Source organism: Pantoea sp. PNA 14-12 (assembly GCF_004364735.1).
GTDB lineage: Bacteria > Pseudomonadota > Gammaproteobacteria > Enterobacterales > Enterobacteriaceae > Pantoea > Pantoea stewartii.
Map to the genome: position 1 here is coordinate 350,621 of NZ_SOAJ01000005.1, position 15,556 is coordinate 366,176.

The 15,556-nt window shown below is 45.8% G+C and carries 13 protein-coding genes; 6 read left to right on the plus strand and 7 right to left on the minus strand.

Annotation, left to right across the window (positions count from 1 at the left end; all coding sequences use genetic code 11):
• Nucleotides 1-45: 45 nt before the first annotated feature.
• Complete coding sequence (locus C7434_RS22020; RefSeq protein ID WP_166649067.1) at nt 46-315, plus strand: hypothetical protein; 270 nt, start codon at nt 46-48, stop codon at nt 313-315.
• Here C7434_RS22020 and C7434_RS18365 read toward each other — a convergent pair.
• Both C7434_RS18365 and C7434_RS18370 read right to left on the minus strand, forming a co-directional pair.
• On the minus strand, nt 312-911 hold the full coding sequence (locus C7434_RS18365; protein ID WP_133745774.1) for a LuxR C-terminal-related transcriptional regulator: 600 nt from the start codon (nt 909-911) through the stop codon (nt 312-314). The genes C7434_RS22020 and C7434_RS18365 overlap by 4 nt on opposite strands.
• Before the next feature lie 877 nt (nt 912-1,788).
• Complete coding sequence (locus C7434_RS18370) at nt 1,789-3,570, minus strand: GGDEF domain-containing phosphodiesterase (RefSeq protein WP_133745775.1); 1,782 nt, start codon at nt 3,568-3,570, stop codon at nt 1,789-1,791.
• A 543-nt stretch (nt 3,571-4,113) separates the two neighbouring features.
• On the opposite strand from C7434_RS18370, the gene C7434_RS18375 reads away from it, so the two are divergent.
• Together C7434_RS18375 and cspA are read left to right on the plus strand one after the other, a co-directional pair.
• Nucleotides 4,114-4,377, plus strand: a complete 264-nt coding sequence (locus C7434_RS18375) for a hypothetical protein (protein ID WP_029569593.1) — start codon at nt 4,114-4,116, stop codon at nt 4,375-4,377.
• A gap of 375 nt (nt 4,378-4,752) precedes the next feature.
• The gene (gene cspA / locus C7434_RS18380) at nt 4,753-4,965 is read left to right on the plus strand and encodes an RNA chaperone/antiterminator CspA (RefSeq protein ID WP_133745776.1); all 213 of its coding nucleotides are present in this window, start codon (nt 4,753-4,755) and stop codon (nt 4,963-4,965) included.
• Nucleotides 4,966-5,147: 182 nt separating this feature from the next.
• Here the strand turns inward: cspA and excA are convergent, their stop codons facing one another.
• Nucleotides 5,148-5,801 (minus strand): plasmid IncI1-type surface exclusion protein ExcA, encoded by a 654-nt coding sequence (excA, locus tag C7434_RS18385; RefSeq protein ID WP_133745777.1) that lies wholly within the window; start codon nt 5,799-5,801, stop codon nt 5,148-5,150.
• A gap of 622 nt (nt 5,802-6,423) precedes the next feature.
• A protein-coding gene (locus C7434_RS18390) for an IS3 family transposase (protein WP_133745778.1) occupies nt 6,424-7,544 on the minus strand; the annotation gives its coding sequence in 2 pieces (ribosomal slippage) (nt 6,424-7,286 and nt 7,286-7,544; 1,122 coding nt in all).
• A 378-nt stretch (nt 7,545-7,922) separates the two neighbouring features.
• Here C7434_RS18390 and C7434_RS18400 point away from each other — a divergent pair.
• The 3 genes from C7434_RS18400 to C7434_RS18415 all read left to right on the plus strand — a co-directional run bounded on the left by C7434_RS18400 (nt 7,923) and on the right by C7434_RS18415 (nt 11,895).
• Nucleotides 7,923-8,546: an AraC family transcriptional regulator ligand-binding domain-containing protein gene (locus C7434_RS18400; protein WP_133745780.1), complete on the plus strand. Its 624-nt coding sequence runs from the start codon at nt 7,923-7,925 to the stop codon at nt 8,544-8,546.
• A gap of 482 nt (nt 8,547-9,028) precedes the next feature.
• The gene (locus C7434_RS18405) at nt 9,029-10,966 is read left to right on the plus strand and encodes a methyl-accepting chemotaxis protein (RefSeq protein ID WP_133745781.1); all 1,938 of its coding nucleotides are present in this window, start codon (nt 9,029-9,031) and stop codon (nt 10,964-10,966) included.
• 644 nt (nt 10,967-11,610) lie between these two features.
• Nucleotides 11,611-11,895 carry a hypothetical protein gene (locus tag C7434_RS18415; RefSeq protein WP_133745783.1) on the plus strand — a complete coding sequence of 95 codons (285 nt, stop codon included), beginning with the start codon at nt 11,611-11,613 and terminating at the stop codon, nt 11,893-11,895.
• A 202-nt stretch (nt 11,896-12,097) separates the two neighbouring features.
• Here the strand turns inward: C7434_RS18415 and C7434_RS18420 are convergent, their stop codons facing one another.
• The 3 genes from C7434_RS18420 to C7434_RS18430 form a co-directional block, all read right to left on the minus strand.
• The gene (locus C7434_RS18420; protein WP_133745784.1) at nt 12,098-13,147 is read right to left on the minus strand and encodes a macro domain-containing protein; all 1,050 of its coding nucleotides are present in this window, start codon (nt 13,145-13,147) and stop codon (nt 12,098-12,100) included.
• 13 nt (nt 13,148-13,160) lie between these two features.
• Nucleotides 13,161-13,805 (minus strand): DUF4433 domain-containing protein, encoded by a 645-nt coding sequence (locus C7434_RS18425; RefSeq protein WP_133745785.1) that lies wholly within the window; start codon nt 13,803-13,805, stop codon nt 13,161-13,163.
• Nucleotides 13,806-14,154: 349 nt separating this feature from the next.
• Entirely contained in the window at nt 14,155-15,384 is a 1,230-nt protein-coding gene (locus C7434_RS18430) for an ROK family transcriptional regulator (protein ID WP_133745786.1), read from the minus strand.
• Between the last annotated feature and the right edge of the window lie 172 nt (nt 15,385-15,556).

A 15,556-nucleotide genomic window follows, 5' to 3' on the forward strand; every position in this document is an offset into this window, starting at 1 on the left:
GCTTCGCATTCATTTTTCTGAATGTCAGCAGTTACGTCCTGACGAATGGAAAATGAATTTCTGCACATATTTTTCTTTGGGCAACTGGCTTCTGCTCTTTCCGGTCACCCGACACCACAACGCGATGAGTGCTTCACCAGTATGATGCCGGGGGCTTGCGCCTTTTTTCCACCCGATAAGCGTGGAAGCAACTACATCCAGTTCTTCCGCGATGTCCTGCAAAGAATAACCGTGGCGGCTCATGTCTGTAAGAAGCCGGAACCAGTCGATTTTATGAATGTTTATGACGGGCACTTTACTTCCCCTGATGACTAAAGCCTGAGTAAATCTTTAAGATTTCTGACGCCGAGTTTGTTGGCACAGTTTTTTCGATGCTGATAGAGCGTTTTCGTCTCGATGCCAAGGTTCATTGAGTGGGTTCTTGCATCAATCCCGTTGAGGAAGCCATCGATCACGGAGAGTTCGCGCTTTGAAATTTTACAACGTACAGGCTGAGTATGCTGTTTGCTTAGATGATGCTTTAAAACCACCTTAATGGACTCAACTGGCATGGAAGCATCCATAACATCTTCAATCTCACAGAGTCGATTCAGCAACCCTTTCTTGCGCTGATTGAGCAGATCAAGACTGTCAGTAAAAACCAAAACATTTCCTTCCGCCTGCCAGGTGAACGTCAGAAATTTACTCAGCCAGCGTGGAAAAAAATCCCCATACTCCAGGCACAAAATGGCAAGTTGATAACAACCTGGAAATCTTTCGGAGGGGTGATTAAGCCGAAATTGTCTAACCTCTTTTGAGTATTGAACAAGCAGGTTTTTTTGAACGCATTCTGTTTCGATAAGTCTGAATAACCCCTGATGCAGGATATTAACACTGCCATTAATAACAACGCCGCGCTCGTGGCTTTTCATATATTTATTCCCTTTTTATGAATACTATGACTGACCAAAACCATCCTAAAAACGGTATCCATTACTACTCAAAATGCTCAAGACATTCAATGCGATCCTTTAGCCCGCAAATTATAGAAAGACCAGACCCTATAGCTTACCGATTGAATAAATTAGGAAAAATAACCAGCAACCTCTTAGTTAAGATAAACTTTCAGAGTCTTTTTAGTCCTTCATCCTAATAAAAAAGAAAAAGCCAAACCATTCTCACGAAATAGAATATTCAAAAAGATACATATTCATATCGATTAAGAAGCATGAAGTCGTAACGCATTATTTAATTGAAGCAGACCTGTTGATAGGTCATTAAGGGAATAATACCTTCAAATTCGTCAGGAGTATATAATGACATGTTACAAGCATTTTCAGACGAAATTAAGCGCCATAACATTTTTCCTTACGTTAAATATTTAATTTCCTTCAACTATACAGAGGTACTTTTAACATTAGAAAATCATAAGATTTAATGACAGATGCTGGGCCGGGGTAAAAAAAAGGGGCCAGGGGGCCCCGCAATCAAAGTTGAATTTGCTAATGAAGAATGAAGGTTCGGGTGCCTTTCTTCTTTCAGTAGATTTATCGTCAACAAAGACCATAACTTTAGATGGTAGCAACGAAACCGGAGGCGATACTGTAGTTGAAGAATGAGAGCGCTCTTACCTCAACTCCTGACTCTCACTCAGAGCTTAAACTGCAAAATGTCGCAAGTAATTACCTGCAGTATCTCTTTGGATTTTGATAGTCAGCACGGGAATTTAATTAAAGTCATAACAGAAATTAGGCCACTGCAATTTTGTCTGTTCCTTCCAAGCAACAACTATCAGTGAAGACCTTTGTTTCAACTATGCCCGCGTAGCCTCCAGCTCAACCACTGGTCCAGTTCGGGTTCGGCAAGAGGTCGTGAATAAAAGAAGCCCTGTGCGTGATCGCATCCATACTTCATTAAAGTCTCAACAGTTTCCGCATTTTCCACCCCTTCAGCCAGCACTTCATAGTTCAATTCCTTAAGCATGCTGATGATGCTGCGAGCAATAATGCGCGATGCTGTATCTGATGAGAGTCCGCTAATTAATGAACGGTCGAGTTTGATAACATCTAACGGAATACGCCGTAGGTAGTTAATATTGCTGTGACCAGCACCAAAATCATCAAGCGAAATGCTGAAACCTTTTAATCTGAGCGCTTCAAGTGTCTTTATCGCAGCAGCGTTTTCGATGATTTGCTCGGTTTCCAGGCATTCAATCCCCAGCAATGAAGCTTGAAGCACTGCCCTGGTCATTTTCTGTGCCAGCATGTTGGCAAAATCCGGACGAGCGAGATCCTGACCGCTGACGTTCAGCGAGACAGGCAACTGGACAAAGTTATTGCGAAGCCGCACAAGGCGTGCAATCACCCGATCTACCACCCAGTCAGTAAGGTCACTGAGTAACTGCGTCTGCTCAGCAAGAGGAATAAAAGCAGCCGGTAAAAGCTCGCCGAACGTCGGATGACGCCAACGTATAAGCGCCTCAAGCCCAACAGGAATGCCGCTCTGGAGAGAAATTTTAGGTTGGTAAACCAGATAAAGACCAGTGTTATTGCTCAAAGACAAGGCCAGATCGTTAAGCAGGTTAAAATCGCGTATGCGACGAACGTCTGATGCTTCACTGAAACGCTCCCAGGCAATCTTATTTCCAACGGCTTCATGAAGCGCGCTTACAGAACGGCGAAGCACCTCTTGTGAGGGCAGCTCGTCTGCAGAGAAGTCAACTTCACCAGCGCGAGTGGTCAGAGCGACACTAAGACCATCACCCATATCAGCATGAATGCCCTGAAGCCTGTCCACCACCCATGATGAATTGATTTTGCTGTCAGCACGTGTAAGAAGAGCAAACCTTCCTGTGACCACAGTATAAATCGTATCGTTTGGTGCTGGCCTCAGGCGAAGCGGCATGAGCGTAGCTACGTCTTTAAGCAGGTTTTCCACCGGCCCTATTCCCATTGAACGCGCCAGCTCGTAAGCATGTGAAACATCGATACAGTCAATCAGTATCAGCCGCCTTGGCGTTTTATCACCTGCTGCTTTCAGGTACTGAAGGTCACGCATGAGGCGCTGGCGGTTTGGCAGAGATGTCACGGGATCGATAAAGCTTGTAGAGTGCCATGCCTCTAAGAAAGACATAATCAGTGCAGCTAAAAGTTTAAGTGTGGCAACTTTATCATTACCAAAATCATGAGGGGTTTTATCGGTTACACAGAGCGTGCCCAGAATGACGCCTTCGCTATTCTTTAACGGCGTGCCGGCATAGAAACGGATATATGGCGCGCCGGTTATCAATGGATGGGTTCGGAACCGTTCATCATGCAGAGTATCTGGAACCACCATTATTTTATCATTATCTACAACATGCCTACACAGGGAGTCAGCGCGCGATGATTCCTTGAGATCGAAATTTCGTGCTGCTCTGACGTACTGTCTCTCATCATCCAGCACGGAAATAAAACTACCCGGAATACCGAGAGCCTGACTGGCAAGTCGCACGAACTTTTGCAGTACATCATCCCGGCTTTCGTCAGGCCTGCGCAATGTTTCGATGGCTCGAAAGCGGCGTTCTTCATCACCAGTAAGATTGGTCAGCACGTGTCTCAGTCCTCCGCGTCACCCTTGGTTCGGCGCGAAAAAAATCAAAATGAAAGCTATTAATACAGCTTCCCGCAACAATATGATTTATTAAATACATAGAGCTTTTAGTGGTATTTTTATATATCAGTCTTTTTTTTCGAGTGTAGTGAAACCCACAGATATAGTTAGACAGCAAACCATTTAGGGGCAAACTATTAATTTATCTTTTTATTATTTTTATTGATTTCCATTAAGTAATGTGCAGCCTAAATTATGCACCCACACATTATAATAGTTGATGGCTTTTCCAGCTTTTAAAATTGTAAGTAAATTCTCATGCACGACACGCCCATCTTTTAGATGCATCAAAAGCCTATCTCGGATTTCCCAAAGTATTTACCCTCAAGATTAAACCCCCAAAATTTTCCGGAAAAGTCTGTTTTGTATGTTTTGCTGGACCTGAGACTATACTCTATAAAAAACAACATAAGCTACCGCCAAGAAGCGGCAGCATAGTCCGAGTCGTCGGACCCTTTAAAACCAGGTAATGAGGAGAATGCTATGTTAGGAGACAACGAAAAAGTGACGAATGTTGTCACTGGTGAAGCCCTTTTATCGTTGATCAAAGAAAACGCAGTTGTCAGTAACGAATCTCTTGCATCACGTCTGCAGTTTTTTCTGAGAACTGAGAAAGATGCTCAAAAACGTAGGGCAATACTCAATGCACTCCAGGCGATAAGCGTCTTGTCCGAGCATCCTGAGTCATGTGCCAATCTCAAAAAATCTGTTGCGCACATTTTCCCCCCTTCCGGGTCGATACACTGACATCCATAAGATAAGACCGCCACTAGTGGCGGTTTTTTCTGCCAAGTAAACCTTTACGCGCGATGCATAAATGTTTTTACCTCCCCTGCTTATCCTCTTGCCTGCCGGAGTGCACTACCGAATAGCCGTTCAGCCTTCTGAACGTTCAATTGATTAGAAAAATAAATGGTTTGCAAAATCATTATCGCTGTGTCTTAATAGCGCATCGGTTTGGAACACAGACCTTATGAAGCAGTTTTAGTAAAGCAGTCCTCAGTTCAAGAGTTATCCCAAGATACCCTTCTTCGAGAGCCTTCTCCTAAGTGCCCAATAAGTAAATCTTCACTACAGGCCATCCTCGCCGCGCTTAGTGGCTCATAAATTAAGGAAGTATCTATGTCTAATAAAATGACTGGTTTAGTAAAATGGTTTAACTCAGATAAAGGTTTTGGCTTTATTACGCCTGACGACGGTAGCAAAGATGTATTCGTACACTTCTCTGCTATCCAGAGCGATAGTTTCAAAACACTTGATGAAGGACAGCAGGTCTCTTTCACCATTGAAAATGGCGCCAAAGGTCCTGCAGCTGGTAATGTCACGCCGCAGTAACCACTTTCGTTATCAGCAGCACTGACAATAGCGATGAAGACTTCGGTCTGAGCAGGCAGTTTCTGCTGAGAATTAAAAACCCGCCTTGTGCGGGTTTTTTTGCCAAAATTTTATACTTCTTCTGTTAAGTAAAGATCAGGCATTCAGTAATCATCGACGATCTGCTGGGCCTGGCTCCTGGATTAAATATCGTTAGATGCAATGACGTTGTGCTCGTAAGGAATAATGCGGCTCTGGCCTCTGACATAGTGAGGCCAGGCTTCTCCGAGAAGCTCGGGATAGCTTCTGTATCTCATTGCCTTGAGTGTTTCTGCCATCAGTCTAACTGATGCAGGATGGTCGTATACACACAGCATGGGTAAATCTGAAACGCATGTATGAATACGTAAACATCCATTTTTCTGCTCACATTTCACCCAGTCATCCATGGTAAGCGCCACCACGTCGGTGGTGTATTTGCTCACTCTTCGTATGTAAAGGAGAGTGCCGTGCTCATTGTCCACGCCAAAATACAGGCCTCGTCTCGTGTCCACCACCTGATGAGTGCGTGGATTGAAAAGGTTGGGACAACGCAGCAGCGCAACCATTTTATCCAGCGCTTTACGGCAACGGTATTTGCTCAGTCCTGCTGAAATCACAGGCCCGACTACGGCCGCCCAAATGATAACGAAGAGTGACAGTGTCAGATAATCGCCTTTCCTGAATAATGAGGGGGTAATGAATACTGAAGAAATGGTGGCTAACAACGCACAGGGAAGGCAAGTCATCATATAAATACTGAATAACCTTTTCCCTAAAGCCTCCTTATCAGACTTTACACTCTCGGCTTTATTCATTATCACCTCTTCTATACTTATCAAGCTGTCCGCCTGGTTACCTAATGTCCGGCAGAGAGGGGGAGGATACGGTGGGCCGGAACCACACCGTCTGGCTGCTTCATCAAACGCAGTTGCGCTGAGTGAAGCCTGAATGACATACTTTGGCGTTTTACACCACCTTATCAAAACTCATTGCTGCTGTTAGGCTTACCGTTCCAGCCTTTAACGCACCAATATTTATGCAACGGCCTCTACCACTGGGGAAACTCAGCTGGCAGATGATACGGGCCATAAAAATTATATTACTCTGCCCTCCCTCTCTTTAATGGCTCTTGCACATTACTCTTTCAATATGATTGATTTTTTCACATCTTTTAACCGAGATGCAATACAACTTGTTTATTAAGACTTCAAAAGGTGTCTGTAATAAGGACTTAATCCTTGGCTGGAGAGTTTGATAATTTCTATAACAGCATCCACAGTAGACATTTTTCCAACCTAAAGATCCGTCGGCTTCCCACTGATTTCCATAAAAGGTCGCTGCCGACATAGGAGTATTAAGTAGAAGTGAAGCAGGTACCCAAAACAATTTTTTTCATAAACAGGTCAATTGATCTGCCCCCAGGATTAAATACAAAACTCAGTTAGTAATGTCGGATCCTTCACTATCAGAATTACTCTTTCTCCAGCTCGCTGCAAATTCAGACGGCGTCTGATAATTCAGCGTGGAGTGCGGACGACATTCGTTATAATCCTGACGCCATTCGCTGATGGTTTTCCTGGCATGACTGACGTCGCTGAACCAGTGCTCATTCAGGCATTCATCGCGAAAGCGTCCGTTAAAACTCTCAATAAATCCGTTCTGTGTCGGCTTGCCGGGCTGGATAAGTCGCAGCACCACTCTACGCTCAAAGGCCCACTGATCGAGCGCACGGCAGGTAAACTCCGGGCCCTGATCGGTTCTTATCGTCGCAGGATATCCACGAAACAGCGCAATGCTGTCCAGAATACGCGTGACCTGCACGCCTGAAATCCCGAAGGCAACAGTGACCGTCAGGCATTCCTTTGTGAAGTCATCGACGCAGGTAAGGCACTTGATCCTGCGACCAGTAGCCAGCGCATCCATGACGAAATCCATCGACCAGGTCATGTTGGGCGCCACCGGGCGGAGCAGTGGCAGACGCTCTGTTGCCAGCCCTTTACGACGACGTCTGCGTTTAACGCCCAGCCCGTTCAGATGATAAAGGCCGTACACGCGCTTGTGATTAACCAGAAGCCCTTCACGGCGCAGCAACTGCCATATGCGGCGGTAGCCAAAACGCCTGCGCTCCAGTGCCAGTTCAGTAATGCGCCCTGATAAATGGGCATCAGCCGCCGGACGCTGAGCGTCATAGCGGCAGGTCGACAGGGACAAACCTGTGAGTCTGCAGGCACGACGTTGCGACAGACCGGTCGCATCACACATCAACACCACGACTTCGCGCTTCTGGTCTGTCGTCAGTACTTTCGCCCAAGAGCTACCTGAAGCGCCTCCTTATCCAGCATGGCCTCGGCGAGCAGCTTCCTGAGTCTGGCGTTCTCTTCCTCAAGTGACTTCAGGCGCTTAACCTCAGGCACCTCCATGCCGCCATACTTCTTACGCCAGGTATAAAACGTGGCGTCGGAAATGGCGTGCTTACGGCAGAGTTCCCGGGCAGAAACGCCGGCTTCAGCCTTGCGGAGAATACTGATGATCTGTTCGTCGGAAAAACGCTTCTTCATGGGGATGTCCTCATGTGGCTTATGAAGACATTACTAACATCGCGGTGTATTAATCAACGGGGAGCAGGTCACATAAACTCCATATGTTTAATCCTTCCCTTTTAGCTCCTTACGCTGCAACTCGCTACGGCGAAGGCTCTGAGATTAGAAAGTAATGCCTTAGCCAACAAGTACATCCGCAACGTCAGTAAAGTCCATTATTAACGTAAAAAAGCTAATTGATTTAGCCCTGATCACTTACTACCGCTTCGCTTTCATGAGAAAATCCTTTTGAAGAAGGTAGAGTAAAATGTCTTTTACAAGAGTGAACTATGACATTACATCTAGCCTGTTGGCGCAGCTGTTTACCTGTATGCCCGGCTCATATACGGAGTGATTATGGTTCGAAATACAACCTTCCCAGTGAGTAATGTATGGCAGACTTTGGTCATAAATTTGAATCTTCGGCCTGAAAATGTTTTGCGTCGCGCAGCACTTCCAGAGGACTTTTTTAGTAAAAGGCTGGCGCTTTCTCCTGAGGACTGTTTCCGCTTATGGCGCGCGATGGAAACTGAATCTGGTGATGCTATGTTTCCCTTAAGAGTCATTGAAAACTTAACAGCCAAATCGTTCAACCCCGCTTTGGTCGCAGCACTGTGTAGCGACAACTTCATGCAGGCAATGCAGCGGATTGCTTTATGTATAAAACTTGTATGCCCCGTCGAGCTTGAGGTTGATGTAAATGAAGTAGGCGAACTCAAAATTTCGCCTCAGTGGATGATGGTTGAGATGGATGTGCCAACATCGCTTCAGATCGCTGGAATTGCTTTTCTTCTGCGACTTGCCCGAATTGCTGTGCGTGAACCCGTTAAACCACGTCAGGTAATTCTGCCCGCCGTTCCTACCGGTGCCCATATACGACGTTATGGACAATTCTTCGGCATTGCTGTCAGTCAGGGAATGAGCCCCTCAATAACCTTTTCAGCCTTAGATACTTCTCGACAGTTCATTACTGCCAGTTAGCCATATCACACGAAAAATACCCTGACCTCTGGCGAAGCCTCAACAATACTGAGTTGACCTCTACGGCTACATAGCGTTCACGTGCTGTTAGACTGCTTGATGGAGAAACAACCATCAGTGATGTTGTTGAGGTGTGTCCAGAAGTGAGCGATCTCTTCGAAAGGGCTTTCAGCGATATGCTAATAACACAGTGTGCGCCCCATATCTTGTTCAGACCCCTTACCCGAAGCCTTAGTGAAGCTCATCAGACGAAAATTCAGCAAAGGCTGATGGTGATGCGTCCAGAATTTCATCCCGTGAAATAATGACTATTTAGCTTAAGTACTTTGTTTAACGTTACTAAAAGTTTATTCCGTAAAGCAGTAAATCAACAATGCGGTATAAAGTTAATGAATGAATAACCGATAAAAAAGGTTAAGGTGCTTTACAAATGTATCTTTTGTAATTGTCACTATAACGAATTAATTCACCAGGAATTATAAATGAATAAGATTCTTAACAATATAAGCCTTACCGCCAAATTTGCCATTCTGGGCCTGTTTTCCCTTGTTCTGTTCTCAGTTCCTACCATGCTTTTCGTTTCCGAAGGTAATAAATACATTCAGGACAAGCAAAGGGAGGTAACAGGTGTACCTGTAGAAAATAAGATTTTAGCCCTACTCAATTTGATACAGCGCCATCGTGCAGAAACCGCCCTTGCCATTGCAACTAAAAATCCAGCGACACCGTCCCGCGTTCAGGTCAGAGATGAAATTGAAAACATCACTGATGTTATTACTAAAGATATGGCCAAGACAGAAGGCAGCGCTGCCATAATCAGTAAAATCAATGATGTGCGCACACAGTGGAGCGAGCTACAGCAAAGAATCGATTCTTCACAACTGAGTCTCACAGCCAGTCTTGATTCGCATGCTCTCCTCATCCGCAAACTTTTGAACGCGAACCGTGATGTGCTGGATTTTTACGGCCTTTCACTCGATTCAGATATCAGCACGTACCGTTTAATTACGAGTAATTTTTCATCATTGCCTGAGCTGACAGAAAGCCTTGGGAAAATACGTGCATTCGGCACTTCCCTTCTTGCCCGAAATGAAAGCATAAGTGAAGCAGACTCTGTCCGTATGGAGTCTTTAATCAGTAATGGTTCGTATAACCTGAATTTATTTGTTCAGGATTCTGAAAAACTATTTTCATCTGATAACACACTTAAGCAAAAGTTCAGTGCAGATGCAGATGCAGCCGTTCAGGAGGCAAACAGTGCTCTCAAAACCGCTGAGGCGATTTTTATTAACCGGAGCATGACGAATCAAAACCCGAAAGACTATGCAGCGCTCTTTACGCACGCTATTAACAAATTCAGCGACTACGCCATTGGTGGAGGTAATAAGCTGAATGAAATGCTGAATGCACAGATTAAGGAACACCGGTATGCACAATATGCCCTACTGACTGTTCTTGTTTTTATCGTCCTGTTGGCAGTAATTTTCGCTCTGGTTATCATTCGCTCCGTTACCAGACCTATCAGTGCAGCATCAAAGCTGGCGCTTGAAGTCGCAGGTGGTGACCTTACGTCAACATTTACGGTGAAAGGACGTAATGAAACTGCCGGACTGCTCAAGGCATTACTGCAAATGAGTCAGCGACTTACACTTACGGTTGAAAACATCAAAAGCAACGCTGTCACTATTGCTACGTCATCTGAAGAAATTGCTCGCGGAAATGGTGATCTGTCGGCACGAACGGAAGAGCAGGCAGCCTCTCTGGCTGAAACCGCGGCCAGTATGGAGCAGTTATCGTCAATCATCGGCAATAATGCGGATAACACCCGTCATGCTGCTGAAATGGCCAATTCCGCTACCAGTGCGGCCTTAAGAGGCGGTGAGGCGATGGAGTCAGTGCTGAATTCAATGGAAAAGATAAGCAACAGTGCGGGGCAGATTAAAGAGATCATCTCCGTTATTGACGGGATAGCGTTTCAGACGAATATTCTTGCTTTAAACGCAGCCGTTGAAGCTGCCCGGGCAGGTGAGCACGGCAAGGGCTTTGCTGTTGTTGCATCTGAAGTCAGAGCACTGGCACAGCGATCGGCTGGAGCGGCGAAGGAGATTAAAGGACTGATTGAGCAGTCAGTTGAGCATGCCGAACAGGGAATTTCGATGGCCCGGGATGCCGGTGAAAAAGTTAAGCAAAGCGTGGAAGCTATTGAGCAGACATCGCAACTAGTCAGAGAGATTTCATCTTCTTCTGAAGAACAGAGTGCGGGCATATCTCAGATAAATATTGCTGTGACACAGATGGATCAGGTTACGCAGCAGAATGCCGTACTGGTTGAAGAGTCTGCATCATCTGCTGATGAACTTGCAAACAGGGCAGCAAGCCTGAGAGATGCTGTCAGCGTTTTCCGTACAAACGCTGTATAAGTGGTTAAAATATTTTAGTTGTGTGCCATTTAACGCGGCAACACTTTTACAAAACTGCGTCTGTATTTGCACTTGATAAGCCATCTTCAGGGATGGCTTATCTCATTTAAAGCCATGATAAAGTTATACTGTTGCAATTAAAGGCCCGGCGGACTAATCAAACGCCTGTTCAAATATTTGGCATTAATCACCCAATTACCCTATGAGCTTCGCTCATAACATCCGAAGTGCGGCCTTAAACGGGTTCCTCTTTAAAGTTGTTTCTGTTGCAGCTGGCCTTCATACTTCCTCTCGTGCCGGACGGCGCGTTACACCTTCCCTTTGGGGCGCTGTTCTGCACCCGCGCCGTCCGGCCGTCCAGTCAGGTTCTCACTGCGCAATTTAATCAGGTCGGTTTTTCAAACAGTTTCTTCTTAATCAAATTGATTGTCATAGCCCGGGCAGTTCCTCAGCTAAATAGATTCATCGCCTGAGTGTGAGCGCTCACGGGGCTTCAAGGGTAGCGGCATGCTACTCAATATCCAACCATGGACAGCTAAACCGTATCTGTTTGAAGGTATGACAGGGTTTGATTCATCATCAATTTGTACGCTCCTTTAAAGCGAACAACTCAGTTGCATAACCCGAAACGTAAGGATTTACCTATGTCATATACCGACGACGAGATTGAGAAACTGCAGGATTATAGTAAGCTGCTCCGCAGTGCCGTTCTGGACAGCAATGAAATGCTAGGTTTAGGCATTGAAGTGCTCACGCTGGTCAAAAACGATATTGACAACGGTGCAGCTAAAAACATGGAAATCCAGACGCAATATCAAGTCAGACAAACGCTGATGTACATGAAAGAGCATAAAAAACAAAACGATCAGTTCCGCGAGGACGGAGACCCGCTGCCACGCAACTTCCAACAGATCGAGCATCCCGTTTAACTTAAAGGCCGCCTGCGGGCGGTTTTGTGACATTATGCAGCGCTATAGACTTGCTCATGGCGGACATCGGTCTGTCGGTAAACCAGCTCTGTGACAAAAGCGGAAGTTGCCTACATTGTTATCGGTGTCAATTTAAAGAGAGCAGGACAGAATGTCGCCGAATGGTCGCTGCCCTGCTCTTATCGAACACTTTAAAGTAAGGTTAAGCGCTGACAGATTCCAGCCAGCCTTTCTTATCTAATATTTCAACGGCTAATGTAATTTGACGAGGCGTGAACTGCTTCTTCCTATTGTTCCATGAGTGAATATATTCTGTAATTTCATCAACAGAATTAAGGGACTCGTGTTTTATAGTCCAGTGAACCGTTGAGAGCAGTTCCAGCCCAAAAGGCGATTCAAAGCCTTCGACCAGATCAGTTACTTTTTGAAAGCGGCTTAAAGTATCATCACTATACGCTAGCAGTTTTTTAGCCTCTTCCGCAGCCCCTGGAACTAAGGCTAGGGGTTTATTGGGCATATCTCCCCCATCAAGATAACCAGAGACCATATGTCCTTCAATTGCATTAAGAACATGGCTAAGGTTTGTGGCATAGGGTCCGTAATGTGCTTTTTCATACTTCAGGCGCAATGGCTCACCTGACTCCTGTAAAAAATACATCAGCTTATGCAATTCGAGTAAAGAAATTGAAGGATCCAGCATTCCATTCAGATAACTTTGCATAAGCTCAACTAAAGCTGCTCTACCCGGCGTCATGGTTGGAACGCTTTTTCTATGTACCATTTTATCAGATGAAGGCGCGCCATTAGGCTCATATATAGAGACATTAACATGTTCAAGCGGCTTCATCGCTGAGATTATCAAGGGTTTGACATCATCCCAGTTTAATCCTCCCAGCCCGCTACCCAGAGGAGGTATCGCTACAGAACGGATATTGTAATGCTGTATTACTCTGACAAGGTCTTCTAGACCGGAAGTTATATCTTCGATGCGACTCTGCCCTTTCCAGTGACGCTTAGTTGGAAAGTTAATGATATACCTTGGAAAAGTCAGTTGTTCTGTATCAAATACAAACATTTTACCAGGAACAACCTGTTTGGCTTTACAGGCCGCTTTATAGGCTTTGAAATTTTCCGGGTAAGCATTCTTAAACTGCAGCGCGATCCCCCGCCCCATTACGCCGACGCAGTTGACGGTATTTATGATGGCTTCTGATTCGGCCTGGAAGATATCACCTCGTTTGCAATCAATCATAATGAGTTCCTGATCAATAGTACCATTCACTTTTCACTTCAATAGGAGGTCGATGACATCCCGCAGGGATAGCATGAGCGATTTTTTGATAGGCCAATTGCGAACAAACTCCAATGCGCTCGACCAGGCTCCATGGAAAGGCTCCCTCTACAAGAAACTCTGCCTGTTTCGCTTCTTTATTTCCAGTAGCGCCTCCCCACTGGTTCGATTGGATAGCTGCCCAGTCGAGCTGATCGAGTTCAGCCAGCCGACAGCGATCTTCGAAGTAACGGGAGCCCGCATTAGATAGTGTAAAAGCCCATCGTTTTCGATTTGCATCAGCCCAAGAGGTGACATTATAGAGATCACATTCAAGATGCAAAATCGGTTCTTGTCCCCCAGAATACATAAGCTGATCGTTACGCATGTGTATCAGATAGAGCATGACTGAACGCGGGCAGAAATAAAATGGAACGCACTGACCTACATGCAAACCGGGATGGCTTGTCAGAGTCAACTCGTGTAGTCGACGATGCTTAATGCTGCTCATTCCTATCATCGTACCAGCATTAGCTCGAACAGAAATTTGCTCGTCAGAAAGCAGCCCCTCGTTAACCACTGAAGATAGTTTATCGAGATGAAGAATGTGATAAATTTTGGGCCGTTGCGGCATTGCCATCTTCTGAAGCTCCTTTCACGAGACCAATGCGACTGGATCAATCATAACAAATTTGCTTGATTTAAATAGCATTCTTGCCTGATCCGGAGTATTTACTTTCGCGCATATTGGCCAGTCCGCATTTGTCTGAATGGCAGTCTTCATCCAAGTGATTTTGAGCCACTACACGCCTCTGAAAACTTCGTGTGGATGAAAGTTGCAACATTCTTATTGGTTTTGCTCTGCTTACTGCCTTGACCAGCGATTGAGTTCTCTTTGTGCCAAAACCAGACCTCATTTGAGGGATATAAAAATTAAAAAAAGAAAGCACGGTTAGGGATGTTTGCATGGTATCCAACTGGCAACGAATTTAATTAACCTTACCAGCAATCCGATCAAATAAGACCTCAGGATCTATAGTTTGAGTTCTGGTGCGCATGAGTGAAAGTTGCCTGAAATGCGGGCTGCCATGCGCAATAACAGGCAAAAGTGCAGCGCCAATTGCAGGGGCCTTAGCGCCAAGGCGCGCACTTTCTAACCGCGACGTGTCTCTTGTTTTTCGGGCAGAGACAGAAGGAAGTAATGGATAGGTGCGATCAACCAGCGAGGAAAACAGTGCTGAAGGAAGATAGCCCCCAATCAAAATTTTCTGCGGATCGAACATGTTTTCAATGACTGAAATAAGGATACGTAACCGCTTACTGTTGTATTCCAGCCATGACATCAGCTGACTGTCTCGTTGAACGTACAATTTTTCAAGATAGCCGGGCTTTTCAACCGCATTCAGGTCAACGTTCAACGTGGTTGCCAGTTCCTCTAATGAAAAAGGGGGAATATCGCGGGGGCACTTCGTTAACTCAGGTGGCCAGCAGATCATCCCAATCTCACCCGCATTGTTAAACGCCCCCTGAAAAGGCAGACCGTCGACAATGATTCCGGCACCCAGTCCGTGACCGACGAAGATATAGACGTAATGCGTCAGTCCACTGGCTGCCCCCGCATGGCGTTCTGCTATCGCAGCGGCAGTCGCATCATTCTCAACAATAACCGGTATCCCACAGCGCGCTTCAAGCCTGTCGGCGACGGGAATCTGGCTCCACGACTGCCAACCCGGTGCACCGACGTACTCCTCGTATCCGGCCTCCTGCAGGGTCGGCATCGCGATGCCGGTTCCCCACACAGGTATCCCCTCACACTTCAGCGTCAGATCGGCAATGATGTGGGCGATGGTGTCGAGGCTCGCTTCAGGATTATTCCACTCCATTGGCGCGTGCAGGCTGGCAAAAGCATTTGCGGCAAGGTCACAGGCGACAGCAGTAATCCCCTTCCGATCAAGATGTATTCCTAAGGCACAACCTGCCCGATGGTTAAGCCGCAACAACTTTTGCGGGGCACCGCGTCGGTGTTGCAGGCGCCCTTCCTCAATGATCAGTCCACGCTCAAGCAAATCCTTTGTGATGTTAGTAATCGTTTGAGGCTGGAGTCCTGTTGCGTTGACCAGGTCCGATCGCGATAACACATCAGCAGTACGGATCAGATCAAAAACCAGCCTGCGATTATAGCGGCCTGAAAAGGCATGGTTATTACCCGGGTATGCCACAATGCTTTCGCCTTTGTTAAATCTATTAAATGGATAATAGAATGGAGAGCCTAATCACGTCCAGCGCTCAATTTTTAAAAAAAATCGATTTTTGTCATAAAAAAATCATAAAATCCCCGTTTAATTGCCCACATTCACAATTTAATTAAACCATTAACTGGATTTAAATGCA

Coding starts and splice junctions, on each gene's coding strand:
- C7434_RS22020 (WP_166649067.1), top strand. CDS start 46: ATGGAAAATGAATTTCTGCACATATTTTTCTTTGGGCAACTGGCTTCT.
- C7434_RS18425 (WP_133745785.1), bottom strand. CDS start 13,805: ATGGCAATGCCGCAACGGCCCAAAATTTATCACATTCTTCATCTCGAT.
- C7434_RS18405 (WP_133745781.1), top strand. CDS start 9,029: ATGAATAAGATTCTTAACAATATAAGCCTTACCGCCAAATTTGCCATT.
- C7434_RS18420 (WP_133745784.1), bottom strand. CDS start 13,147: ATGATTGATTGCAAACGAGGTGATATCTTCCAGGCCGAATCAGAAGCC.
- C7434_RS18415 (WP_133745783.1), top strand. CDS start 11,611: ATGTCATATACCGACGACGAGATTGAGAAACTGCAGGATTATAGTAAG.
- C7434_RS18375 (WP_029569593.1), top strand. CDS start 4,114: ATGTTAGGAGACAACGAAAAAGTGACGAATGTTGTCACTGGTGAAGCC.
- excA (WP_133745777.1), bottom strand. CDS start 5,801: ATGAATAAAGCCGAGAGTGTAAAGTCTGATAAGGAGGCTTTAGGGAAA.
- C7434_RS18365 (WP_133745774.1), bottom strand. CDS start 911: ATGAAAAGCCACGAGCGCGGCGTTGTTATTAATGGCAGTGTTAATATC.
- cspA (WP_133745776.1), top strand. CDS start 4,753: ATGTCTAATAAAATGACTGGTTTAGTAAAATGGTTTAACTCAGATAAA.
- C7434_RS18400 (WP_133745780.1), top strand. CDS start 7,923: ATGGTTCGAAATACAACCTTCCCAGTGAGTAATGTATGGCAGACTTTG.